Source organism: Pantoea sp. DY-17, from assembly GCF_019795975.1.
Lineage (GTDB): Bacteria > Pseudomonadota > Gammaproteobacteria > Enterobacterales > Enterobacteriaceae > Pantoea > Pantoea leporis.
The window spans coordinates 456,929-480,093 of record NZ_JAIMIG010000001.1 but is presented as its reverse complement, the minus strand read 5'-3'; the positions used below and the strand labels follow the sequence as shown (position 1 = coordinate 480,093).

Below are 23,165 nucleotides of genomic sequence, written 5' to 3'. Positions count from 1 at the left end.
TTGGCACGGTGCTAACGCATGAGGTGTAACAGCAGCCATCCGCCTAACATCGACCAAGCCAGCATCGGGATGGAAAACAAGTGGAAACGCCACCAAACGCGCGCGTCCTGCGCCATCCGCAAGGCAATCAGGTTGGCGAGCGAACCCGGCAATAAGCCAAATCCGCCGATATTCACCGCCCACGCCAGCACCTCCGACGGTGGCACTTTCTGCAAAAGCAGTATGGTGGCGGGAACGTTACTAATGAATTGCGACAAGCCAATCGCCAGCAAATAGATTCCGCCCTCGCCTAGCTGACCGATAGCGGCAAAGTGCGGCTGCAGCCAGGACAAATGCATCAACAGGAAGACATCGATAAACATCGCCACGAACACCAGCAGCAAACTCCAGTCGATGCTGATCAACACGCTGCGCGCCATGATCAGGAAACAGGCCGCCACCAGCAGCAGCGCCCAGCCGGTCATTTTCAGCTCGAGCGCGACGATAAATACGATATACAGCAGCACGCTAATCGTGAACAACGGTTTGCGCCACGCCTGAGTTTCACTCTGCTCATGCTTTTGGATCGCGCGCGCCGGGAAACTCCACCAGGTTAACGCCATCAGCGAAAGCAGTAAAAATGCCGCCAGCGGCGCCATCTGCGCAATGAAACCGGGCACGCTAAGCGTGCCGTGACTCCACAGCAGAATGTTTTGCGGGTTACCAACCGGCGTCAGTAAGGAACCCGCGTTCACTGCCAAGGCTTCAAAAATGATCAGGCGCGAAATAGGCAGCCGCGAGAATTTACGCAGCGTCAGCGTGAGCGGCACCAGAATAAACAGCGCAACATCGTTGGTGAGAAAAGTTGAGAGTAACGCGGCGGCGCACACCATGAATAACGCCAATGCGCGTTCATGCTGGAAACGCTGAATCAGACGTGCGCCGAGCACATCAAAATAGCCGCTGTTTTCCAGCCCTTTGGTCAGCATCAGTAAGCCGGTGAGCGTCATGATGGTATGCCAGTCCACAGCGGAAGGCAGTTGCGACCAGCGGAAATTCGCCAGCGGCAACATGATCACACCCAACAGCAATAACAAATGCAAAATACGATCGCGCATAAAAGAACGAAGCAGATTGGGCATGATGGCGGAAGGCCTTGTAGTTAGCGATTCTCGTAGAATTTCTGGAACACGGCCAGAGTTTCATCACTAACGTGATGCTCCAGGCCTTCTGAATCACGGCGCGCGGTTTCCGGGCTAACGCCCAGCGCCAATAGGAAAGTTTCAACAATATGATGGCGGACGCGGCTCGCTTCAGCCAGCTTCTCGCCTTCGGCGGTGAGGAATACACCGCGATACGGCACTTGCTCAACCAAACCGGTGGTGCCAAGACGCTTTAACATTTTCGCCACGGTCGGCTGGGAAACGCCCAAACGTGCAGCCATATCCACCTGACGCGCTTCGCCAAATTCACGAATCAAATCAGAGATTAATTCAACGTAGTCATCGATCAGCTCACGACGATGCGCCTCGCGCACCTGACGAAATCCTTCGACATGCTCCTCTATCTCTTTTAGCGGGCCCTGGGGCATGTTGGTGGCGATTTTTGCACGACGACTCATCTAACTTCCTCTTTATTATCTGCCGCACTTTACCTGCGGTGCGGGCTGGCTGCGCCCATTGTAAACCAGGCACAAATAAGCACAAATTTTTCCTAAATAGTGTTGGCTAAAGAGTATAGCCAGTGCTATCTTTGTTGATAATGTAAGCGAATAGCTTATAAAGGCTACAAAGAAATGTCGTCATTCACTCGGGAGGTGAACATGACTACCATGAAAAACTGCCTCGACTGTGGCAAATGTTTCCAGGCTGAACAAAGCAAACCGGCTTTTGAGCTGAAATCGCTGCTGTGCCTGTTGACCCGCTCGCCGTTTGCGCTGCGCTTGATGCTGATTGAAAAGCTCACCGGCAAACAGCTGGTTGAACGTCCGTGCCCAAAACTAATCTGGCGCGGCTAACGTTCCCGACGCATATAAATTCCAATAAAGCCCGCTAATGTAGCGGGCTTTGTGTTTCTGGCGGCAGGTAAATCGTTAATCGCGCCCATAAAAAAACGGTCCCGAAGGACCGTTTATTGTGCAACTGGTCTAAGCAAGAACTTAGAAGCTGTAACCTACGCCAGCAATCCAGGTGCCAACGTCAACGTTGCGGATACGGCTCTGCTCGTAACCCACGTCAACAGCGATGTTTTCGATTGGGTTGAACTGCATGCCCGCACCGTAAGAGAAACCGTAGTCGCTGGTATCAGCTTTCTGGCGCTCTGGAGCGGTAGACTGGAATTTACCGTAGCCAACACCTACAACACCGTAGATGCTCGCCCAGTCGTTCAGACGGTAAGCTGGACCACCAGTCACACCGTAGTACTGGCCTTTATTGTAAACGCCAGCATCAGTACGATCTTTCTCGGTATAGGTGAAAGAACCGATCCAACCCAGTGGGTTAGTACCGTCTTCGTAACGATATTTCAGGTTGAAGCCGTTTGCTTTGTTAGCAACGCCTTGATAATCGCTCTGAGCGTAACCACCGGTAACGGTGCTTTGTGCCATGGCAGAACCTGCAGAAACTGCAAGTACACAAGCCAATGCTGAAAGACATGCAATTTTTTTCATAACCACCTCAAATGTGAATATACTTCTCTCCTGACAACGCTATAAATATAACAAAAAACAGCAAGAAACTCTGCCCGCATTTTGTTGTCTAACAGATTGTTTGGTGTAACAGAAAGTTAATGAAGTTTCCTATGTCATTCATTTTACTTATAAAAAGCATCATATTCCTGCAGCATAAATTTCGATCACAAAAAATGCCTTTAAGTAAATTCCTAAACTAACCTGACGTTTCTTTACGGAAATGGCACTAAAAATGGCCAAATTCTGACCTGTCAGCGCGTTTTATTTCCCCGATTCGCGTCTCCTTATTTGCCTGAGATTCCATTACACTGAGCGCTTGTTGCTCTACTGTTAATAAATAAAAGGAATGGATTACAGGATGTCTGCCCCTCTGACGACCAAAAATATGGCCCCGGTGTTGTTCCCTATTGCGGTGCTGCTGATTGCCATGCTCTCACTACAGGGCGGCGCTTCACTGGCAAAATCGATGTTTTCCACCGTTGGCGCCACCGGCATTACCGCGCTGCGTCTTGGTCTTGGCACCCTGATTCTCTGCATTATCTTTAAACCCTGGCGTTTGCGCTTCACGCGCGAGCAGCGCAGACCGCTGCTGATGTACGGCTTAGCGCTGGGCTGCATGAACTATCTCTTCTATTTAGCGATTCGCACCGTGCCGCTGGGCGTTGCCGTCGGATTGGAGTTTTTGGGTCCGCTAACTTTGGCGTTGATCGGCGCGCGTCGTCCGCTTGATTTTCTTTGGGTGCTGCTGGCGGTGGCGGGTTTGTGGTTCCTGTTGCCCATCGGGGAAGGGATGAGTCATATCGATCCGCTCGGTGCGTTGCTGGCGGTAGGTGCGGGTGCCTGCTGGGCGGTGTATATCCTTGCAGGACAGCGTGCCGGCGCGGAGCATGGTCCGGCGACGGTGGCGATGGGTTCGCTGATTGCCTCGGTGATTTTTGTGCCGCTCGGCCTGACCTTTGCCGCGCCGGGCATCTGGCATTGGGAAGTATTGCCGCTGGCACTGCTTATCGCCCTGCTCTCCAGCGCCATTCCCTATTCTTTAGAGATGATGGCGCTGACACGACTGCCAGCACGCATTTTTGGTACCTTAATGAGTCTGGAACCGGCGATGGCGGCGTTATCAGGCATGTTATTCCTGGGCGAGCTATTGACGCTGAAGCAGTGGATTGCGCTGCTGGCGATCATCATCGCCTCGGCCGGTTCAACGCTCACCATGAAACAAAAAAGCGCAAAAATAAGCGAAGTCGACATTACGCATCCGCAATAAATATTCAATAATTCAGCCTGCTGCGCGGCAGGCTAAATATAGAAGCATTCTCATTATCATTTTTAACGCGGTATTAAGATTTTTCCGTTATTATTTTGCAACACGTTTAATAAATAATTAACATGCCTCACAAGCATCTGTTTTAACTGAAATAATCATCAAGATGTACAATCCCTGAGCAATATTAAGGTTTATCTATTCCTGTCATTGATTTAATCAACCCTGCAAGTTAAAAAACTGCTGCTATACTTATTTCCGTGCTTGATTAGGACAACCATCAATAAGAGGACATTAATGATGAGTACCGCAAAACTGGTTAAAACTAAATCGTCTGATCTGATTTACACCCGTAATGACGTCGCTGACAGCGATAAAAAAGCGACCATCGAGGTGCTCAACCGTCTGGTAGTGGAGTTTATTGACCTGTCGCTGATCACCAAGCAGGCGCACTGGAACATGCGTGGCGCCAACTTTATTGGCGTACATGAGATGCTGGATGGTTTCCGTACCGCCATTACCGATCATCAGGACACTATCGCTGAACGTGTAGTTCAGTTAGGCGGCGTGGCGCTGGGTACCACTCAGATCGTTAACGATAAAACACCACTGAAAAGCTATCCGTTGAACATTCATAGCGTGCAGGATCACCTGAAAGCGCTGGCCGATCGCTATGCGATTGTGGCGAATGACACGCGTAAAGCTATCACTGAAGTCAGCGATGAAGATACCGCTGATATCTTCACTGCGGCATCGCGCGATCTGGATAAATTCCTGTGGTTTATCGAATCGAATATTGAATAAATTTCAGTGTTATAACGAAGGCGGGTTATCCCGCCTTTTTTTACGTCTGTAACATTGTGGTGCTTTTTTTGACGTTGTTAACATTTCCTTAATCCCTTCTTTCGCTCTCCCCGCCCTTGGTGCACACTGTGCCTGCACCACAACAGCACCATGCACCAAAATGAAGCACCAATACGGTGCAAAACTTTTCTTCTGTGCAAAATCGTGTCAGCAAGTGCTTAAAACTACTGATTTCGAGCAAAATGAAAAGTTGGCATAATTTTTTCATATGATAGGCCGTACATCGGGCCACCAGGCCTGAGGGGTAATAAGGAAAAAAATGATGAAGTCATTGATTAAAGTCTCCGTGGCCGCGCTGGCGCTGGCCTTCTCGCTTTCCTCCACCGCAGCAGACAAAAAACTGATCGTCGCAACCGACACCGCATTCGTTCCCTTTGAGTTCAAACAAGGCGATAAATACGTCGGTTTTGATATCGATCTGTGGGATGCCATCGCGAAAGAACTGAAACTCGATTACGCCTTCAAGCCAATGGACTTCAGCGGCATCATTCCTGCGCTGCAAACCAAAAACATTGACCTGGCGCTGGCGGGTATCACCATCACCGAAGAACGTAAAAAAGCCATCGAGTTCTCTGACGGCTACTACAAAAGCGGCCTGCTGGTGATGGTGCGCGAGAATGAAAAAGACGTTAAGAGCATTGACGATCTGAACGGCAAAGTGGTGGCGGTGAAGAGCGGCACCGGTTCAGTGGATTACGCCAAAGCGCACATCAAGTCGAAAGACCTGCGCCAGTTCCCGAATATCGACAACGCGTACATGGAGTTAGGCACTAACCGTGCTGACGCCGTACTGCACGATACGCCGAACATCCTGTACTTTATCAACACCGCCGGTAAAGGCCGCTTCAAAGCGGTAGGCGAGTCAATTGAAGCGCAGCAGTATGGCATCGCGTTCCCGAAAGGCAGCGACGACCTGCGTGAAAAAGTGAACGGCGCCCTGAAAACTCTGCGCGACAACGGCACCTACAACACCATCTATAAAAAATGGTTCGGTACTGAACCAAAATAATTGCGGCCTGAGCCGATTTTTCCAGCAGGGAGCCTGACACTCCCTGCTTTTTACATTTCCACGCAACAGATTTTGGAGTCACACCATGGAGTTTGACTGGAGCGTCATTTGGCCTGCCCTGCCGATTTTAATCGAAGGCGCCAAAATGACCCTGCTGATCTCGGTCCTCGGCCTGGTCGGCGGTTTAATTATCGGTTTAGTTGCCGGTTTTGCCCGCGCCTACGGCGGCTGGATCACCAACAACATCGCCTTAGTCTTCATCGAACTGATTCGCGGCACGCCAATCGTGGTTCAGGTGATGTTTATCTACTTCGCCCTGCCGATGGCTTTCCCGGATCTGCGTATCGATCCGTTCAGCGCGGCGGTGGTCACCATCATGATCAACTCCGGCGCTTATATCGCGGAAATCACGCGCGGTGCGGTACTGTCGATTAATAAAGGCTTCCGTGAAGCGGGTCTGGCGCTGGGTCTGTCGCGCCGCGAGACCCTGCGTTATGTGATCATGCCGCTGGCCCTGCGCCGTATGCTGCCACCGCTGGGTAATCAGTGGATTGTCAGCATCAAAGATACGTCGCTGTTTATCGTGATTGGCGTGGCCGAACTGACGCGTCAGGGTCAGGAGATCATTGCCGGTAACTTCCGCGCGCTGGAGATCTGGAGCGCCGTTGCCATTATCTATTTGGTTATTACGTTGGTGTTGAGCTTTGTGCTGCGCCGTATTGAGAAAAGGATGAAAATTCTGTGATTGAATTTAAAAACGTCTCGAAGAATTTCGGCCAGACTCAGGTTCTGCACAACATCAACCTGAAGATTAATCAAGGCGAAGTGGTGGTGATTATCGGACCTTCCGGTTCGGGTAAATCCACGCTGCTGCGCTGCATCAACAAGCTGGAAGAGATCACCACCGGCGAGCTGGTTGTCGATGGCATGAAGGTGAATGATCCAAAAGTGGATGAGCGACTGATTCGTCAGGAAGCGGGCATGGTGTTCCAGCAGTTCCATCTGTTCCCACAAATGAGCGCGCTGGATAACGTCGCCTTTGGTCCGATTCGCGTGCGTGGTACGAAGAAAGAGGAAGCGCATAAGCTGGCGCGTGAGCTGCTGGGTAAAGTGGGCCTCGCCGAGCGTGCACACCACTTCCCGTCTGAGCTTTCCGGTGGTCAGCAGCAGCGCGTGGCGATTGCGCGTGCGCTGGCGGTGAAACCGAAGATGATGCTGTTTGATGAGCCAACCTCAGCGCTGGATCCCGAGCTGCGTCACGAAGTACTGAAAGTGATGCAGGATCTGGCGGAAGAAGGCATGACGATGGTCATCGTGACGCACGAAGTCGGTTTCGCCCAAAAAGTGGCTTCGCGTCTGATCTTTATCGACAAAGGCACCATCGCAGAAGATGGCAACCCGGACGATCTGATCACCAACCCGCCGAGCGACCGTCTGCGCGAGTTCCTGCAGCACGTATCCTAAGCTCTGCCATTAAACCGTCGCCCATTTTCGGCGGCGGTTTTTTACATGCAGCATTTGTAGCGGCGCGATTTATCGCGCCACTACGGCAGGTACCACGATTCAATTTTCCTTTTCAAAATCTTCACCTTCCATCACTGACTATACTTCTCTCTTGTGCCGCTGCGCGAAGCTAAAGGAGAAAAGCGATGTCGTCTGCCAGCCCACCATGGCGTTCAGCCGTGTGGTTACTCTTCAGTTTTTTCACTCTGTTTCTCATTCCCCCGGCGCAGGCCGTTAATCTGCCGCAGGCGGCCGTCGCAGCACAGCAGTCGCAAACCCCGGCAGCGGATGATAAAGCCGAAGGCGAACCCAGCTTAGACGAGAAAAAAGCCGCCTATGCCGCGCTGGCGAATATTCTGGATAACAATGCCTCGCGTCAGGAGCTGATCGATCAGTTACGTCAGGCTGCCAACAGCCAATCCACCAGCGACCAACCGGTGCTGGCGCCGCCGCAGGCCAATCAGGACGATCTCACGGTACTGGAGAGCGTCACCAGCGTAACGCGTGAATATGGCGGCGCGGTGGCCGCGCAGTTTGTGCAACTGCATGACAACATCGCCAATGCGCCACACAAATCCTTTAACCAGCAAACCTTCTTCAACGCGCTGAAATACTTTGCTGCGCTCTCCGCCGCAGTGTTTGCGTTTTACTGGCTGACACGCCGCCTGATGTGGCCGGTGTGGCGCCGCATGGGCCGCTGGGGACGCGATCAAAACCTTGAGCGCACCAAGTGGCTGCACTTGCCCGCCACTATCTTGATGGCCTTTGTGCTCGATATTGTGCTGCTAGCGCTGACACTGTTTGTCGGTCAGATCATCAGCGACAACTATCACAACAACAACCGCACCATCGCCTATCAGCAAGGCCTTTTCCTTAACGCCTTCGCGCTGATTGAGTTCTTTAAAGCGGTGCTGCGGCTGATATTCTGCCCGCGTTTCCCTACGCTGCGCTTCTTCCACTTAACCGATGCGCGCGCCAGCTACTGGAACACGCGTCTGAGCTGGCTAAGCGGCATCATCGGTTACGGTTTACTGGTGGTGGTGCCGATTGTCTCCAATCAGGTGAATATTCAGGTGGCGGCGCTGGTCAACATGCTGATTATGGGGATCATGACCGGCTGGGCGCTGTGGCTGATTTTCCGCAACAAAAGCAACATCCATCATGAACTGTCGCGTCTTGCCGATCGCAGCTTGAGCTTCTTTGCGCTGTTCATCCGCGCCTTTGGCATGGTATGGCACTGGCTGGCCAGCGCCTACTTTATCGCGCTGTTCCTGTTCTCGATCTTCAATCCCGGCGACAGCCTGAAGTTTATGATGTCCGCCACGGTGCGCAGCCTGGCGATCGTGGTTATCGCTGCGCTGATTTCTGGCATGCTGACGCGCTGGATTGGCAAAACCGTCACGCTGTCGCCCGACATGCGCCGCAACTATCCCGAGCTGCAAAAGCGCGTTAACGATTGGGTGAAAGCGCTGCTGAAACTGGCGCGCGTGGTCACGGTGTTTGCCACGCTGTTGCTGCTGCTCAACGCATGGAATCTGTTTGATCTCTGGCACTGGCTCACTATTGGCGCCGGCCAAAAAATGGTGGATGTGCTGATTCGTATCGTGATCATTGTGCTGCTGTCGGCAGTCGGCTGGACGCTGCTGGCAAGCCTGATCGAAAGTCGCCTCGCCTCGGATTCGCATGGCCGCCCCATGCCGAGCGCACGCACCCGTACGCTGCTGACGCTGTTTCGTAACGCGCTAGCGGTCGTAATAAGCACCATCACCATTATGATTTTGCTGTCGGAAGTGGGCGTCAATATTGCGCCGCTGCTGGCCGGTGCCGGTGCGCTCGGTCTGGCGGTGTCGTTCGGTTCGCAAACGCTGGTGAAGGACATCATCACCGGCATCTTTATCCAGTTTGAGAACGGCATGAACACCGGTGATTTAGTCACCATTGGCCCGATCACCGGCACCGTAGAGCGCATGTCGATTCGCTCGGTGGGCGTGCGTCAGGATACTGGCGCGTATCACATTATTCCGTGGTCATCGATCACCACCTTCGCCAACTTTGTGCGCGGCATCGGCTCGTTCGTGGCGAACTACGATGTGGATCGCAGTGAAGATACCGAACGCGTTAACCAAACGCTGCAGGGCGCGGTGAAAGAGCTGCTGGAGAACCCGGAGATTCGCGGCATGGTGATTGGCGAGCCGAGTTTTGCCGGATTAGTGGGATTAACCAACCAATCCTTTACCGTGCGCGTGTCATTCACCACCCAGCCGCTGAAGCAGTGGACGGTACGTTTTGCGCTGGATGATAAGGTGAAGAAGCATTTTGATGCGGCCGGCATTAAAGCGCCGCATCAAACGGTAGCAGTGATGCAAACCGGCAGCGATATTACCACCGCTGCCAGCTTACCGGCGTTGCCGCCGGCGCAATGAGGTTAGCGTTTCAGCCGTTTGGCGCGCGTCGCCGGCGGCTGGAACGTCCAGGCGATAAAGCGGCTCTGCTTCTGACCTTGCGCCATTTCGATGATGCGCACTTCATAAGCATCGAGATCGCGCAGTTGGTCGCGCAGCGCCGGTAAATTCTCTTTGCGCGAGACCAGCGAGGTGAACCAAATAATGGCGTCTGAGTGCGTCACGCTTTCAGCGATCATTTGACCAACAAACTTGCGCTCACCGCCGTCACACCACAATTCGTTGTGATGGCCACCAAAATTAAGCGGCGCATTTTTGCCTAAGCCAAGGTTGCGCGTTTTGCGCTGACCCACGCTGGCCGCCTCTTCCGCAGATGAATGGAAAGGCGGATTGCACAGCACCGCATGATAGCGTTCATTTTTATGCACCACGCCGGCGAAAATCGCCGAGGCCTCTTTTTGCCGACGCAGACGCACGCCGCGCTGCAAGCCCGGATTACTCGCCACAATCTGCCCGGCCACGGTAATCGCTTCGGCGGTGATATCGGTGCCGGTGAAGCGCCAGCCATATTCGGCGTTGCCAATCAGCGGATAGATGCAGTTCGCGCCGCAGCCGATATCCATTACATCCAGATCGCGTGGAACCACGCCGCCGTTGTCGCTCGCCAGCACATCGGCCAGCGCATGCACGTAATCGGCACGGCCCGGCACCGGCGGCGTCAGATAACCTGCAGGTAGCTGCCAGTTGAGGTTATAGAACAGCTTCAGCAGCGCCTGATTCAGCAGCATCACCGCTTCAGGATCGGCGAAATCCACCGACAACTCGCCGTAGCCGTTGGGACGCACTTTCACCGCCAGCGGCGGATGGGCTGCGGTCAGAGCAGCAAAATCATAACGGCCCTGGTGGCGGTTACGCGGATGGAAAGGTGACGTGGCGGCTGGCTTGTTCATAGTTTCTCCGGAAAATAGCGCGGGCGTAAGATACTCTGGCTAGCGGCATCGCACAATGCGCTTAATCGAATTCACCGTATTAGATGAGATTAGTGCACCACACTCAGGTTCTCTTATAAGGATGGTTATGACTCGTCAGCGTTACTCTTATCAGCCCCGCGCGGGACACGGTTTGCCGCACGATCCGTTGAACGCCATCGTCGGCCCTCGACCAATCGGCTGGGTCAGCTCGCAAAGCGCCCGCGGCGTACGCAATTTAGCGCCCTATAGCTTCTTTAACTGCTTTAACTATCATCCGCCGATTATTGGTTTTGCCAGCAGCGGCTGGAAAGACAGCGTACAAAATATTTCAGAGACCAAAGAGTTTGTCTGGAATCTGGCCACGCGTCCGCTGGCCGAGGCGATGAATGAGAGCTCCGCATCGGTGCCGTCCGAACAGGATGAGTTTGCGCTGGCGGGATTAACGCCGCTTGCAGCGTCACATGTCAATGTCAGCATGGTGGCGGAAAGCCCGGTGAATTTTGAGTGTAAGTTGACGCAGTTGATTCAGTTGCAGGATGCCCAGGGCCAGCCGATTGATAGCTGGCTGGTGCTGGGCGAAGCGGTCGCCATTCATATTGATGAAGCCCTGCTGGAAGAGGGTATTTATCAAACGGCCAAAGCACAGCCAATCCTGCGTGCCGGAGGCCCGTCGGCCTATTACGGCATCAGCGAAGAACTGCGTTTCGATTTGGTGCGGCCGGACGCTCGCCGCTGATCCTTGGTCAGGTCGCCGTAAATGGCGACCATGTTACAAACCGCTCTTCAACACCTCTACCGCCCGCGCGATCTCCGGTGCCAGCCAGCGGTCTTCCTGCCAGTTGGCAACCACCGCGCGCAGGCGACGCAATGCCTGCGCCGTTCCCTGCGCCAGCTGCTCTTCGCCGTGGAAATCCAGCGCCTGCGCCGCCAGCAGATACTCGATCGCCAGAATCTGCCACACGTTGCCCACCAGCTTCAGCAGCTTCAGCGCCGCGCCGGTGCCGAGGCTGAGATGATCCTCCTGCAAACCCGAGGTCACATAGTTATCCAGCACCGCCGGCTGCGCCAGCTGGCGATTCTCCGCACAGAGTGACGCCGCCACATACTGCGCAATCATCATGCCGGAGTTAACGCCCGGCTGCGCCACCAGAAACGCCGGCAAGCCGCTCACCAGCGGATTGACTAAACGATCAAGCCGCCGCTCGGCGATGCTGCCGATTTCCGCCATGGCAATCGCCAGCAGATCCGCCGCCATCGCCACCGATTCGCCGTGCGGGTTAGCATGCGACACTACGCGCCAGTTATCCGCCGTGCCGAGCACCAGCGGATTATCGGTGCAGGCATTGAGTTCGGTTTCAATCTGGCGCGCCGCGTGATCGAACTGATCGCGGCTGGCGCCATGTACCTGCGGCATGGATCGCAGGCTGAGCGCATCCTGAGTGCGAATGCCAACGCTGGTCGCCAGCAGCGGGCTATCACTCAGCAATGCGCGTAAGCGCTGACCGCTCAGCTGCATGCCCGGACTGGCTTTCAGCGCGATCACTTCGGCATCAAAGGCCACCCGCTGTCCACGCAGCGCCTCAAAACTCATCGCACCGGTGACATCGGCCCAATCCAGCAAACGCGCCGCATCATCCAGCGCCAGGCAGGACAAGCCGGTCATGCACGGCGTGCCGTTGACCAGGCTCAAACCCTCTTTGGCCCCCGGACGATAAGGCTGTAATCCCGCCAGCGTTAACGCCTGCGCCGCGGGCATGATCTGGTTTTGATACTCCACGTCGCCGACACCAATCAGCGCCAGACCGATATGCGCCATATGGCTGAGGTAGCCGACCGAACCCTGCGACGGCACCTGCGGCGTAATCTGCTGATTGAGCAGCGCCAGCAGATGCTGCACCAGCGCCACCGACACGCCCGATTTGCCGTGGCTGTAATTGGCAATCGCCGCGCACAGAATGGCGCGCGCCTGCTCACGCGTCAGCAGCGGACCCACGCCACAGGCATGACTCAGCAGCGTATTGCGCGACAGCTGGCTGAGCTGATCTTCCGGCAGGGTGATGTTGCACAGCGCGCCGAGGCCGGTATTGATGCCGTAAGCGATCTGGCCGCTGGCGACAATCTCATCGACAATTGCGCGCCCCTGCGCAATGCGCTGCCAGGCGCTGACGCTCAAACTGAGTTCCGCGTTGTGCCGCGCCACCTGCACCAGCTCTTGCCAGGTTAAGGGGCTGTCGCCCCATACGATGGTCATGCTGGCTGCTCCGCGCCGTGATGGCTGGAGATAAACTGCTTAAAGCGCTGCGATCCCTGCTCGCCAAACATCTCTTCCGGCGCGCCCTGACAATCAATGGTGCCCTGATGCATAAACACCACGCGGTTGGAGACGTTGCGCGCAAAGCCCATTTCGTGCGTCACCACCAGCATGGTGCGCCCCTCTTCCGCCAGGCTGCGCATCACTTTCAGCACTTCGCCCACCAGTTCCGGATCGAGCGCCGAAGTCGGTTCATCAAACAGCATCACTTCCGGATCCATCGCCAGCGCGCGGGCAATCGCCACGCGCTGCTGCTGGCCGCCCGACAGTTGCGCCGGGTAGAAATCTTTGCGATTGAGTAAGCCAACGCGATCCAGCAGTTGCTCTGCCTGGGCGATGCAGCTTTTCTTGTCGCGCTTCAGCACATAGTGCGGCCCTTCAATGACGTTTTGCAGCACCGTCATGTGCGACCAAAGATTAAAGCTCTGGAACACCATGCCAAGGCGTGAACGCAAGCGCTCAATCTGTTTCGGATTGGCCGCCAGCTGATGGCCGCGCGCATGGCGTTTCATCTCAATGGTTTCGCCGCCGACACTCACCACGCCAGCATCCGGCGTTTCCAGCAGGTTGATGCAGCGCAGCAAGGTACTTTTGCCCGAGCCGCTGGCGCCAAGAATCGAGATGACATCGCCTTGATGCGCCTGTAGCGAAATGCCTTTCAGAACTTCCATCGCGCCAAAGGATTTATGGATATCAGTGGCGGATAAGGTAACGGGTGATATGGAATGCATATTACTCTCCGGCAAGCGGTTTAACGGCGGGCATCGGCTTTTTTGCGACACGATGCGCCGGGGTCAGACGGCGCTCTAACAGCGCGTACAGCTGGACGATAATAAAGTTGAGGATCAGGTAGATCGCCGCCGCACAGACAAACACTTCCATGGTGCGATAGGTACGCTGAATGATCTGCTGCGCCACGCCAGTCACGTCCCACACGGTGACGAGGCTGGCGAGCGCGGTGGATTTCACCAGCAAAATCGCTTCGGTGGAGTACGCCGGCAACGCATAGCGCAGCATGATCGGCGCGATAATACGGCGCAGCAGCAGCCAGCGTGACATGCCGCAGGCGAGACCGGCTTCCACTTGTCCAGCCGGCACGGCGAGCAGCGCTCCACGCAAAATCTCAGCGGTGTAAGCTGCCGTACAGAGTGACAGCGCCAGTACCGCGCAGATAAATGGCTCGCGCAGGAACGGCCAGACGAAGCTGTGGCGGATGACGCCAAACTGGCCAAGACCGTAATAGATGAGAAACAGCTGAATCATCAGCGGCGAGCCGCGAAACACCAGAATGTAGCCGCGTGCAAAGCCGCTCAGCACCCGCCAGCGGCTCATGCGCAGTGACAAAATGCCAATCGCCAATATGCCGCCGCAGAGAAAGGCGCTGATAAACAGGCCAAGCGTCACCGGCAGCGCGGCGCTCAGCTTGAGGAAGGTATCCGAGAGAAAAGCGAAGTCGATCATGCTGCTGCTCCTTAATGCTGCGCCGCAGTGCGACTTTGCCACGCGCGACCAAGGCGCGACTCTGCCCGACGAAACGCATGATTAGACACCAGCGTCAGCACCAGATAACAGGCAGCGCCAACCAGATAAAACGTGAAGTAATCGCGCGTGGATCCCGCCGCAACCTGGCTGGCGCGCATCAGCTCGACGATGCCAGTGACCGACACCAGCGCCGAGTCTTTCAGGCTCATCTGCCACACGTTCGACATGCCCGGCAGCGCGTAACGCACCACCTGCGGCAGCAGAATGCGTTGCGCAATGCGCCAGCGTGGCATGCCAATCGCCACCGCCGCTTCCACTTCGCCTTTGGCCAGCGCCAGACGCGCCGCGCGATACACTTCACCCTGATACGAACCCGAGATGAGCCCGATGGCCAGCGCCCCAATCAGGAACGGCGGCGCTTCGATAAAGCCATCTGCGCCGAACATCTGCCCAACCAGCGTAATCAGGCCGGATCCACCAAAATAGAACAGGTAGATCACCAGCAGTTCCGGGATGCCGCGAAACACCACCGAATAGCCTTCACCCAACCAGCGCAGCCAGCGCTGAGGCGATAATTTGGCGGCCGCCACACCGGAACCGACCACCGCACCAATCATCAGCGCCACCAGCGACAGCAGCAGCGTAGTGCAGGCGGCGCTCAGGATCAGGCGGCCCCAACCATCAGCACCAAAACTCAGCAGGCTCATCATCTTTCACCTCACTTACGGAGTTACGTCAGTTTTAAACCACTTCTCACTGAGCTTTTTCACCGTGCCGTCAGCCAGCGCGGCATGGATCGCCTCATCCAGCCTGGCTTTCAGATCGTTATCCGCCATGCGCACGCCCATTGCTTCGCCCTCGCCCCAAATTGGACCGCCGAGCTGTGGGCCGCTGAAGACCAGATTGTTGTTCTCTTTGCGCGCCAGCATCGATTGCGCAAAGGTCACGTCATCGAACACCGCATCGATACGACCGGATTGCAGATCGAGCATCGCATCCGCCGAAGAGGTGTATTCGCGTACCTCGGTATCGCCTTTGAAGTACTTGTCGATAAAGGGCGTGTAAACCGTGCCGGAGGCGATACCAATGGTTTTGCCCTTCAGCGCCGCTTTCAGTGGGGCAATTGCCGCGTTGATCGCTTTCTCGTCGTCATGCAGCTTGATGATGTTGTGATCGGCCGGCAGCAGCGGATTGTCTTTAGTGGTAATAAAGGTGGCGGGCGTTGAAGCGTATGGCGTGGTGAAGTTAACCACTTTTTTGCGCTCTGGCGTGATGACAATCGCATCCATGATCACGTCATATTTTCCGGCGTTGAGGCCGGCGATCATGCCGTCCCAGTTCTGCACCACCAGCTTGCACTGAATGCCCATGCGCTTGCACAGGTCTTCCATCAGTTCCGGTTCAAAGCCGCCCAACTTGCCGCCCGGCAGTGTCAGGTTCCAGGGTTCATAGCTGCCTTCGGTAGCGATGGTGATCGATTTCCACTCTTTCGCCTGGACGGCAATGCCGCTGATCATCAGGCTGGCAAACAGGGTCGTGAGGCAAAAACGGCGAATCGGGGCGCGGTGCGTCATGCGGCTTCTCCTGGCTATTAATCGAATTTGGCAGTCTCTGCTTGTGCAATATTTGCAGATGACCTTTCATGTATATACAAGTTAGCGTGCGGCAGATCATTGTCGGCATAAGCTTTTTGTGAGCCAGCCAGTATAAAAATTAATAATCGCTGCGCGGTCTTTACTTGTACATACAACCTAGCAAGCACTATGCCAAATCGGCAAAGCCGCAAATTCAGGGAGATGGTCACGCGATGGACGTAATATTGCACCGCGAGGAGGCAAGGTGTGCATTGTGATGGTGCAGGAACATGAATCGTAGCGGCGCGATTAATCGCGCGTATGAATGGCGACCACATTGCCAATCTGAATAACGTGCAATAAATTGCGCCGCTACGAATAGGTGCGGGGATTTAGTTCGATTTACCGGCGTCTAGAAACGCCTGCATCAGCGGTTTCAGTACCTTCTGCAGCTGCGCTGCGCGATCCTGCTGCCAGGCAAACGGCGGGGTTTCATCCATATAATTGAGCTGCGCCAGCTCCAGCTGCACCGCCTGCACGCCTTGATCCGGCTGGCCGTAGGCGCGGGTAATATAGCCGCCTTTAAAGCGTCCGTTCGCGATCCAACTGTAATCGTTTTGCGCATTACACACCTGTTTGATCGCGTTGATCACCGCCGTTGAACAGCTGGCGCCATCATTGGTACCGATGTTGAGATCCGGTAAACGCCCCTCAAACAGCCGCGGGATCACCGAGGCGATCGAGTGCGCATCAAACAGTAGCGCGTAACCATGTTCAGCTTTCAGGCGTGCAAGCTCCTGCTGCAGCTGTTGATGATAAGGCTGCCAAATCGTGTCCAGATAACCCTGGCGTACCTCGGCGCTCGGCGTTTTACCCGGTGCAAAGGTGGGGCTGCCGTCGAACAGGGTTTCCGGATACAAGCCGGTGGTCGCCGTGGTGTAGAGCGGCTGATTATCCGCCGGGCGATTAAGGTCAATAACAAAACGTGAATAGTGACCAATTAACACGCTGGCGCCGAGATCGCGCACAAAATCGTACAGCAGCGGCAAGTGCCAATCGGTATCCGGCAGGCCGCGCGCTGCGTCGCTCAGGCCGGCGTCCACTTCCGGCGTTAACTGCGTGCCGGCGTGAGGAATGCTGACCAGCAGCGGAATCTTACCGGCGGTGAAATGAAAAGGTGTCATTGCGCTTCTCCACGATAAATAACCTGGCACGGCAACTCGCCGCCCAGCCAGTAAACCAGCTCAGCCGGACGCGCCAGCGGCCAGTGAACAAAATTCGCGACCTTGCCCGCTTCCAGCGAACCGTGCGAGTGCTGTAATCCCAGCGCTTTGGCGCCCCACAAGGTCACGCCCGCTAACGCCTCTTCCGGCGTCAAACCAAACAGCGTGCAGCCCATGTTCAACATCAGTCGCAGCGAAAGCGCCGGTGAGGTGCCCGGATTGGCATCGCTGGCCAGCGCCATCGCTACGCCGTGTTCACGGAACAGTGCTACCGGCGGACGCTGGGTTTCACGCAACAGATAAAACGCGCCCGGCAGCAACACCGCCACGGTGCCGTGCTGCGCCATCGCTTGCGCATCCGCTGCGGTGGCGTACTCCAGATGATCGGCGGAGAGCGCACCGTAACTGGCCGCCAGCGCCGCGCCGCCCAGCGCCGAAAGCTGCTCGGCGTGCAGTTTCACCGGCATGCCCAATGCTTTGGCGGCATCAAAGACCGTGCGAACTTGCTCAGGAGAAAAGGCCAAATGCTCGCAAAACGCATCCACCGCATCCGCCAACCCTTCTGCTTTCACCTGCGGTAACAGGCGCTGGCAGATGATATCGATCCAGCCTTGCGGATTGTCTTTAAACTCCGGCGGGAAACCGTGCGCGGCTAAGCAAGTGGCCTGCACATCGGCAGGCACCGTTTCCGCCAACTCACGAATGGCGCGCAGCATGGTCAGTTCGCTGGCCTCATCGAGGCCGTAACCGGATTTGATCTCTACCGTGGTGACGCCTTCCGCCAGCAGGCGATCCAGCCGCCAGCGCGCACTTGCCACCAGCTCTTGCTGCGAGGCCGCGCGGGTGGCGCGCACCGTGGAAAGAATGCCGCCGCCCTGCGCAGCGATTTCTGCATAGCTCACACCATTAAGACGCTGCTCAAACTCCTGGCTGCGATCGCCGCCAAACACCAGATGCGTATGGCAATCCACCAGACCGGGCGTGATGATGCCGCCGGAAAATTGGTGCTGTTCGCGCGCGGAAAAAGCCGGGCATTTACTGCGTGGCCCCACCCAAATCAGTTTTCCCTGATTGACCGCCAGCACGCCGTCGGCAATCAGATTGTAGTGCCCGTCACGCATCGTAACGATGTCGGCCCCCAGCCACAGGCTGTCGATCTGCTCTGTTTCTGCCATCCCACTCCCCTTCGCGTTGGGCGATTTACACTGCGCTTCAAAGTATGTATATGTATATACAACTTTCCGCCATGCAGGATCAACCATGACAACCTATTTTGCCCCACGCGCACTGCTGGCCGACGGCTGGCATGAGCGCGTGCTGATTACCACCAACGCAGCCGGACAGATCACCCAACTCGCGCCCAACAGCGAGCCCGGCGATGCTACGCGTCTTGCCGGACCGGTGATTCCGGCGATAGCGAATCTGCATTCACACGCCTTCCAGCGCGCGATGGCGGGATTGGCCGAAGTGGCGGGCGATCCGCAGGACAGCTTCTGGACATGGCGCGATCTGATGTATCGCATGGTGCAGCGCCTGTCGCCCGAGCAGGTTGGCGCTATCGCCACGCATCTTTACATCGACATGCTGAAAGGCGGCTACAGCCAGGTGGCGGAATTCCACTATTTGCACCACGATGCGCACGGCAAACCCTACGCCGATGATGCCATGCAGCTGGCACTGATGGCGGCGGCGGAGACCGCCGGCATCGGTCAAACCTTGCTGCCGGTGCTCTACAGCTACAGCGGTTTTGGTTCGCAACCGGCCAGCGACGGCCAGCGCCGTTTCATTCAGCAAACCGACGCCTATCTGCAACAGCAGCAGCGCGTGGCGAGCTGGAGCGCGGATAAGCCGCTGCTTAATCATGGCATCTGCTTCCATTCGCTGCGCGCGGTGAATGAAGCGCAGATGCACGAAGTATTAGCCGCCTGCCCGCAGGATGTGCCAGTGCACATTCACGTTGCCGAGCAGGAGAAAGAGGTTAACGACAGCCTGGCGTGGAGCGGTGAGCGTCCGGTGGCGTGGCTGCTCAATCGCTTCGCGGTCGATCAGCGCTGGTGCTTGATTCACGCCACTCATCTTGATGACGACGAAATTCAGCGCATGGCGGCAAGCGGCGCGGTGGCGGGATTGTGTCCGACCACGGAAGCCAACCTCGGCGACGGCATTTTCCCGGCAGTCGAGTACATCGCGCGCGGCGGCCGCTGGGGCATTGGCTCCGACAGCCACGTGTCGCTTAGCGCATTGGAAGAGCTGCGCTGGCTGGAGTACGGCCAGCGACTGCGCGATCGTCGTCGCAACCGCATCACCTTGCCCAATCAACCTTCCGTAGGCGATCTGCTGTGGCAGCAAGCCGCACAGGGCGGCGCGCAGGCGTGTGGTTTGCCGGCAGGTGAACTGGCGATTGGCAAACGTGCTGACTGGCTGGTGCTGGCTGAAGACGCGTTCCTCAGCAGCGTTAGCAGCACAGCGCTGTTGAACCGCTGGCTGTTTGGCGGCCAGCGCGAACAGATCCGCGACGTGTTCGTGGCGGGCAAGCAGGTGATCAGCGAAGGCCATCATGCGGCAGAAGAGCGCGCAGCAGCGAACGTTGCCCAGGCGATGAGGGCATTACAATGAGCACCCGTTTTGCCTACGACCAGCTTGCGGTCAGCCGCTGGCGCAACGGCGGCGGTGAAACACGAGAAATCGTCAGCTATCCGCCGGGCGACGCGAAGTTTGCCTGGCGCGCCAGCATCGCTACCATCTCCGCCGACGGGCCGTTTTCACCTTTTCCCGGCATTGATCGCGTGATTACCCTGCTGCACGGCGACAGCGTGCTGTTGCGCGGCGATCACGGGGAACACGTTTTACAGCCGCATCAACCATGGGCGTTTCCCGGTGAATGGGCGATTGAGGCCCGCATTCGCGGCAGCTGTGAGGATTTTAATATCATGACGCGCCGCGACAGCTGGCATTCTCAGGTTACCGTTGAGCAAAAAATGGCCAGCAGTGAAAACGGCGTGGCGTGGGTGTTGGCGGGAGAATGGCAAACTGCGGCAAGGGAAAAACTAGCCGTCAATCAAGGTGTGTGGTGGATGGATGAACTTACGCAGCTTGAACCGTTAACCTCAGATGCCAGCCTGCTGTTTGTGATGCTCAGTAGGGTTGAATAAGTGCCGCGTTCCCCTCATCCCAGCCTTCTCCCGCAGGCGGGAGAAGGAGCAATTAGTCCCCTCTCCTGCTTGCGGGAGAGGGTTAGGGTGAGGGAAATCTTTGCTCAACCATGTCCTCTGAAGCGCCCCAGCAACTTATAGCGCGATCCCGGATACAACAGTCGCGCGTAGGTCACAATCTTGTTGTCGCTCCACGTCTGACGACGAATCAGCAGGCACGGCTCATGTTCATCCAGCGCCAGATGCTTACGCTGGCGCAGATCCGGCAGCACCGCTTCCACAATATGCTCACCAGCGGTCAATGGCGCAACGCGCATCAAATAGGTGTACGGCGTCAGCTGATGATAATCCTGGCTGAGATAATCCGGTGCCACCAGCGGATTGACTAAACGGTCTTCCAGCTGCACCGGCAGATCGTTTTCGTAATGCACAATCAGCGAATGGAACAGCGTTTGCCCGGTGGATAATCCCAGCACCGCCGCCTGTTCCGGATCGGCCTTCATCTGCCCAATCGACAAAATCTTGCAGCTGTGACGATGGCCACGCTGCGCGATCTCATCGGCGATGTTGTGCACTTCCAGCATCGCGGTGTAGCCCTTCATCTCCGCGACAAAGGTGCCCACGCCCTGCATGCGCACCAGAAAACCCTCGCTGGTGAGTTCACGCAGCGCGCGGTTAATGGTCATACGACTGACGCCCAGCTCGTTCACCAGTTCACTTTCAGACGGCACGCGCTGGTTGGCTTTCCAGTGACCTTCGCGGATTTGGCTGACGATCGCCTGCTTCACCCGCTGGTAAATCGGCGCAGGCTCATCGCCCATCGCCGCAGCCAGCTGTGCTACTGCTGTTTGCTCCGCCATTTCCTGTTCCTATAAAGAATAATGCCCAAAGTTTACTGTCTCAGCCCGTAAATGTATATACATCTAATTGTGCAAGGTGCCCAGCATTGGTGCAGCTTTCACCCTGCTCCGGTGCAATCACGCTGCGTTTACAACGCATAAACCGCATTGCGTCGTATTTCACAGAACAAGAACAATCTGGCATAGCGCTTGCTACTTGTATAGACAAGATTAGACACTTATGCTTCACTCATCGCAATCCACGGCAAATCGGACAGCCACATCGCAAAATATCGGCGTCCCATTCATGCCAGATCACTTGTATAGACAGGAGTAGACTATGTCAGGTTCGGTTCAGGAAATTCGCCTCGTTCCCGGTGAAGTGGACCTCGCTACCTTGCGCACCATCTATCAAAGCAAGGTAACGCTCACGTTGGCCGATGATGCGCGCGCAGCGATTGCGCGTGCCCATGAAACCGTCGATGCCATCGTCGCATCCGGCAACGTGGTGTACGGCATCAACACCGGTTTCGGCAAGCTGGCGCAAACCCAGATCCCTTCGGCGCGGCTGGCCGAGCTGCAGCGCAATCTGGTGCTGTCGCACAGCGTTGGCCTCGGCGATTTGCTGCCGGACAACGTGGCGCGTCTGGTGGTCGCGACCAAAATTATCAGCCTGGCGCGCGGTCACTCTGGCGTGCGTATCGAACTGATTGAAGCGCTGCTGGCGCTGTTCAACGCCGGTGTGATGCCGTGCATCCCGGAGAAAGGTTCGGTGGGCGCGTCAGGCGATCTGGCCCCGCTGGCACATCTTTCCCTGATGCTGCTGGGCGAAGGTCAGGTACGCGTCGATGGCGAGTTAATCCCCGCGACCGAAGGCTTAGCGCGCGTTGGCCTGCAGCCGATTGTGCTGGGCCCCAAAGAAGGTCTGGCGCTGCTCAACGGCACGCAGGTTTCGAATGCGCTGGCGCTGCGCGGGCTGTTCGAAGCGGAAAACCTGTTCGCGGCGGGCCTGATGGCCGGCGCACTGTCGCTGGAAGCGATTAAAGGCTCGGTGAAACCTTACGATGCGCGGATCCACGAAGCGCGCGGCCAGCTGGGACAGATCAACGTTGCCGCCGCCGTCTCCTCTTTATTAGCCGGCAGTGAAATCCTCGGCTCACACACCCACTGCGGCCGCGTGCAGGATCCCTACTCGATTCGCTGCGTGCCACAGGTGATGGGCGCCTGCCTGGATAACCTGTCGCACGCCGCGCGCGTGTTGCAGATTGAAGCCAACGCCGCCTCCGATAATCCGCTGGTGTTCAGCGACAGTGGCGATGTGATTTCCGGCGGTAACTTCCACGCCGAGCCGGTGGCCTTCGCCGCTGATATTCTGGCGCTGGCGATTGCCGAAATCGGCGCGATCTCCGAGCGTCGTCTGGCGCTGCTGCTGGATACCGGCCTTTCCGGTTTACCGCCGTTCCTCGTCAATGATGGCGGCGTTAACTCCGGCTTTATGATTGCGCAGGTCACTGCTGCAGCGCTGGCGTCTGAGAACAAATCGCTGGCGCATCCGGGCAGCGTTGACAGCCTGCCAACCTCCGCTAACCAGGAAGATCACGTCTCGATGGCGACCTACGCGGCCCGCCGCCTCGGCAGCATGTGCTTCAACACCGCCGCTGTGGTCGGCATTGAGGCGATGGCTGCGGCACAAGGCATTGATTTCCATCGTCCGCTGCAAAGCTCGCCGACGCTGGAACAAGAGATGAGCCGCATTCGCGAGAAGGTGGCCTTCCTCGATCACGACCGTTTACTGGCGCCGGATATCGAATCCATGCGTCTGTGGGCCAGCGCACCTGCATGGCCTGAATCTCTTACCGCGCTGCTGCCAAGCCAGCGTAAGACTGTTAATTAAGGAATCGAT

At 56.4% G+C, this 23,165-nt stretch carries 23 protein-coding genes; 11 read left to right on the top strand and 12 right to left on the bottom strand.

Annotated features, from left to right (window positions below):
- Positions 1-11: 11 nt before the first annotated feature.
- A complete protein-coding gene (locus tag K5Y33_RS02335; RefSeq protein WP_137385455.1) occupies positions 12-1,121 on the bottom strand; it encodes an SLC13 family permease in 1,110 nt (369 codons plus the stop codon).
- 20 nt (positions 1,122-1,141) lie between these two features.
- Positions 1,142-1,600, bottom strand: a complete 459-nt coding sequence (gene mntR / locus K5Y33_RS02330; protein WP_101761012.1) for a manganese-binding transcriptional regulator MntR — start codon at positions 1,598-1,600, stop codon at positions 1,142-1,144.
- Positions 1,601-1,801: 201 nt separating this feature from the next.
- On the opposite strand from mntR, the gene K5Y33_RS02325 reads away from it, so the two are divergent.
- Complete coding sequence (locus tag K5Y33_RS02325; protein ID WP_101761013.1) at positions 1,802-1,996, top strand: hypothetical protein; 195 nt, start codon at positions 1,802-1,804, stop codon at positions 1,994-1,996.
- 141 nt (positions 1,997-2,137) lie between these two features.
- Here the strand turns inward: K5Y33_RS02325 and ompX are convergent, their stop codons facing one another.
- Positions 2,138-2,647, bottom strand: a complete 510-nt coding sequence (gene ompX / locus K5Y33_RS02320) for an outer membrane protein OmpX (protein ID WP_176970932.1) — start codon at positions 2,645-2,647, stop codon at positions 2,138-2,140.
- Between the two features lie 379 nt (positions 2,648-3,026).
- Between ompX and rhtA the strand changes: the two genes are divergently transcribed.
- From rhtA to ybiO, 6 genes are all read left to right on the top strand, one after another.
- Entirely contained in the window at positions 3,027-3,935 is a 909-nt protein-coding gene (gene rhtA / locus K5Y33_RS02315) for a threonine/homoserine exporter RhtA (protein WP_222233188.1), read from the top strand.
- Positions 3,936-4,232: 297 nt separating this feature from the next.
- A complete protein-coding gene (gene dps, locus K5Y33_RS02310; RefSeq protein ID WP_036620516.1) occupies positions 4,233-4,736 on the top strand; it encodes a DNA starvation/stationary phase protection protein Dps in 504 nt (167 codons plus the stop codon).
- Positions 4,737-5,058: 322 nt separating this feature from the next.
- Positions 5,059-5,805 (top strand): glutamine ABC transporter substrate-binding protein GlnH, encoded by a 747-nt coding sequence (gene glnH, locus K5Y33_RS02305; RefSeq protein ID WP_036647919.1) that lies wholly within the window; start codon positions 5,059-5,061, stop codon positions 5,803-5,805.
- A gap of 85 nt (positions 5,806-5,890) precedes the next feature.
- Positions 5,891-6,550, top strand: a complete 660-nt coding sequence (gene glnP, locus K5Y33_RS02300) for a glutamine ABC transporter permease GlnP (protein ID WP_007887744.1) — start codon at positions 5,891-5,893, stop codon at positions 6,548-6,550.
- Positions 6,547-7,269: a glutamine ABC transporter ATP-binding protein GlnQ gene (glnQ, locus tag K5Y33_RS02295; RefSeq protein ID WP_110865810.1), complete on the top strand. Its 723-nt coding sequence runs from the start codon at positions 6,547-6,549 to the stop codon at positions 7,267-7,269. The genes glnP and glnQ overlap by 4 nt, the downstream gene beginning before the upstream one ends.
- A gap of 185 nt (positions 7,270-7,454) precedes the next feature.
- Entirely contained in the window at positions 7,455-9,731 is a 2,277-nt protein-coding gene (gene ybiO, locus K5Y33_RS02290; RefSeq protein ID WP_222233187.1) for a mechanosensitive channel protein, read from the top strand.
- 2 nt (positions 9,732-9,733) lie between these two features.
- On the opposite strand, the gene rlmF is transcribed toward ybiO, so the two are convergent.
- A complete protein-coding gene (gene rlmF / locus K5Y33_RS02285; protein WP_222233186.1) occupies positions 9,734-10,660 on the bottom strand; it encodes a 23S rRNA (adenine(1618)-N(6))-methyltransferase RlmF in 927 nt (308 codons plus the stop codon).
- Between the two features lie 127 nt (positions 10,661-10,787).
- Between rlmF and K5Y33_RS02280 the strand changes: the two genes are divergently transcribed.
- Positions 10,788-11,417 carry a flavin reductase family protein gene (locus tag K5Y33_RS02280; protein ID WP_110865807.1) on the top strand — a complete coding sequence of 210 codons (630 nt, stop codon included), beginning with the start codon at positions 10,788-10,790 and terminating at the stop codon, positions 11,415-11,417.
- A 33-nt stretch (positions 11,418-11,450) separates the two neighbouring features.
- Here the strand turns inward: K5Y33_RS02280 and hutH (K5Y33_RS02275) are convergent, their stop codons facing one another.
- From hutH (K5Y33_RS02275) to hutI, 7 genes are all read right to left on the bottom strand, one after another.
- On the bottom strand, positions 11,451-12,932 hold the full coding sequence (hutH, locus tag K5Y33_RS02275) for a histidine ammonia-lyase (RefSeq protein ID WP_222233185.1): 1,482 nt from the start codon (positions 12,930-12,932) through the stop codon (positions 11,451-11,453).
- Positions 12,929-13,723, bottom strand: a complete 795-nt coding sequence (locus K5Y33_RS02270) for an ABC transporter ATP-binding protein (protein WP_222233184.1) — start codon at positions 13,721-13,723, stop codon at positions 12,929-12,931. The genes hutH (K5Y33_RS02275) and K5Y33_RS02270 overlap by 4 nt, the downstream gene beginning before the upstream one ends.
- Position 13,724: 1 nt before the next feature.
- Complete coding sequence (locus tag K5Y33_RS02265; RefSeq protein ID WP_101761022.1) at positions 13,725-14,453, bottom strand: ABC transporter permease; 729 nt, start codon at positions 14,451-14,453, stop codon at positions 13,725-13,727.
- Positions 14,454-14,464: 11 nt separating this feature from the next.
- Complete coding sequence (locus K5Y33_RS02260) at positions 14,465-15,184, bottom strand: ABC transporter permease (protein ID WP_101761023.1); 720 nt, start codon at positions 15,182-15,184, stop codon at positions 14,465-14,467.
- 12 nt (positions 15,185-15,196) lie between these two features.
- Complete coding sequence (locus K5Y33_RS02255) at positions 15,197-16,048, bottom strand: transporter substrate-binding domain-containing protein (RefSeq protein WP_192236565.1); 852 nt, start codon at positions 16,046-16,048, stop codon at positions 15,197-15,199.
- Positions 16,049-16,440: 392 nt separating this feature from the next.
- A complete protein-coding gene (gene hutG / locus K5Y33_RS02250; RefSeq protein ID WP_101761025.1) occupies positions 16,441-17,232 on the bottom strand; it encodes an N-formylglutamate deformylase in 792 nt (263 codons plus the stop codon).
- Positions 17,229-18,446 carry an imidazolonepropionase gene (gene hutI, locus K5Y33_RS02245; protein ID WP_222233183.1) on the bottom strand — a complete coding sequence of 406 codons (1,218 nt, stop codon included), beginning with the start codon at positions 18,444-18,446 and terminating at the stop codon, positions 17,229-17,231. The genes hutG and hutI overlap by 4 nt, the downstream gene beginning before the upstream one ends.
- Positions 18,447-18,531: 85 nt before the next feature.
- On the opposite strand from hutI, the gene K5Y33_RS02240 reads away from it, so the two are divergent.
- Together K5Y33_RS02240 and K5Y33_RS02235 are read left to right on the top strand one after the other, a co-directional pair.
- A complete protein-coding gene (locus K5Y33_RS02240) occupies positions 18,532-19,887 on the top strand; it encodes a formimidoylglutamate deiminase (RefSeq protein ID WP_222233182.1) in 1,356 nt (451 codons plus the stop codon).
- A complete protein-coding gene (locus K5Y33_RS02235) occupies positions 19,884-20,423 on the top strand; it encodes a HutD family protein (RefSeq protein WP_222233181.1) in 540 nt (179 codons plus the stop codon). The genes K5Y33_RS02240 and K5Y33_RS02235 overlap by 4 nt, the downstream gene beginning before the upstream one ends.
- 104 nt (positions 20,424-20,527) lie before the next feature.
- Here K5Y33_RS02235 and hutC read toward each other — a convergent pair whose 3' ends face one another.
- A complete protein-coding gene (hutC, locus tag K5Y33_RS02230) occupies positions 20,528-21,283 on the bottom strand; it encodes a histidine utilization repressor (RefSeq protein ID WP_008102577.1) in 756 nt (251 codons plus the stop codon).
- Between the two features lie 319 nt (positions 21,284-21,602).
- Here hutC and hutH (K5Y33_RS02225) point away from each other — a divergent pair, with 319 nt between their 5' ends.
- The gene (gene hutH / locus K5Y33_RS02225) at positions 21,603-23,156 is read left to right on the top strand and encodes a histidine ammonia-lyase (RefSeq protein ID WP_217547157.1); all 1,554 of its coding nucleotides are present in this window, start codon (positions 21,603-21,605) and stop codon (positions 23,154-23,156) included.
- Positions 23,157-23,165 lie beyond the last annotated feature (9 nt).

Coding starts and splice junctions, on each gene's coding strand:
- K5Y33_RS02335 (WP_137385455.1), bottom strand. CDS start 1,121: ATGCCCAATCTGCTTCGTTCTTTTATGCGCGATCGTATTTTGCATTTG.
- mntR (WP_101761012.1), bottom strand. CDS start 1,600: ATGAGTCGTCGTGCAAAAATCGCCACCAACATGCCCCAGGGCCCGCTA.
- K5Y33_RS02325 (WP_101761013.1), top strand. CDS start 1,802: ATGACTACCATGAAAAACTGCCTCGACTGTGGCAAATGTTTCCAGGCT.
- ompX (WP_176970932.1), bottom strand. CDS start 2,647: ATGAAAAAAATTGCATGTCTTTCAGCATTGGCTTGTGTACTTGCAGTT.
- rhtA (WP_222233188.1), top strand. CDS start 3,027: ATGTCTGCCCCTCTGACGACCAAAAATATGGCCCCGGTGTTGTTCCCT.
- dps (WP_036620516.1), top strand. CDS start 4,233: ATGAGTACCGCAAAACTGGTTAAAACTAAATCGTCTGATCTGATTTAC.
- glnH (WP_036647919.1), top strand. CDS start 5,059: ATGAAGTCATTGATTAAAGTCTCCGTGGCCGCGCTGGCGCTGGCCTTC.
- glnP (WP_007887744.1), top strand. CDS start 5,891: ATGGAGTTTGACTGGAGCGTCATTTGGCCTGCCCTGCCGATTTTAATC.
- ybiO (WP_222233187.1), top strand. CDS start 7,455: ATGTCGTCTGCCAGCCCACCATGGCGTTCAGCCGTGTGGTTACTCTTC.
- rlmF (WP_222233186.1), bottom strand. CDS start 10,660: ATGAACAAGCCAGCCGCCACGTCACCTTTCCATCCGCGTAACCGCCAC.
- K5Y33_RS02280 (WP_110865807.1), top strand. CDS start 10,788: ATGACTCGTCAGCGTTACTCTTATCAGCCCCGCGCGGGACACGGTTTG.
- hutH (WP_222233185.1), bottom strand. CDS start 12,932: ATGACCATCGTATGGGGCGACAGCCCCTTAACCTGGCAAGAGCTGGTG.
- K5Y33_RS02270 (WP_222233184.1), bottom strand. CDS start 13,723: ATGCATTCCATATCACCCGTTACCTTATCCGCCACTGATATCCATAAA.
- K5Y33_RS02265 (WP_101761022.1), bottom strand. CDS start 14,453: ATGATCGACTTCGCTTTTCTCTCGGATACCTTCCTCAAGCTGAGCGCC.
- K5Y33_RS02260 (WP_101761023.1), bottom strand. CDS start 15,184: ATGATGAGCCTGCTGAGTTTTGGTGCTGATGGTTGGGGCCGCCTGATC.
- K5Y33_RS02255 (WP_192236565.1), bottom strand. CDS start 16,048: ATGACGCACCGCGCCCCGATTCGCCGTTTTTGCCTCACGACCCTGTTT.
- hutG (WP_101761025.1), bottom strand. CDS start 17,232: ATGACACCTTTTCATTTCACCGCCGGTAAGATTCCGCTGCTGGTCAGC.
- hutI (WP_222233183.1), bottom strand. CDS start 18,446: ATGGCAGAAACAGAGCAGATCGACAGCCTGTGGCTGGGGGCCGACATC.
- K5Y33_RS02240 (WP_222233182.1), top strand. CDS start 18,532: ATGACAACCTATTTTGCCCCACGCGCACTGCTGGCCGACGGCTGGCAT.
- K5Y33_RS02235 (WP_222233181.1), top strand. CDS start 19,884: ATGAGCACCCGTTTTGCCTACGACCAGCTTGCGGTCAGCCGCTGGCGC.
- hutC (WP_008102577.1), bottom strand. CDS start 21,283: ATGGCGGAGCAAACAGCAGTAGCACAGCTGGCTGCGGCGATGGGCGAT.
- hutH (WP_217547157.1), top strand. CDS start 21,603: ATGTCAGGTTCGGTTCAGGAAATTCGCCTCGTTCCCGGTGAAGTGGAC.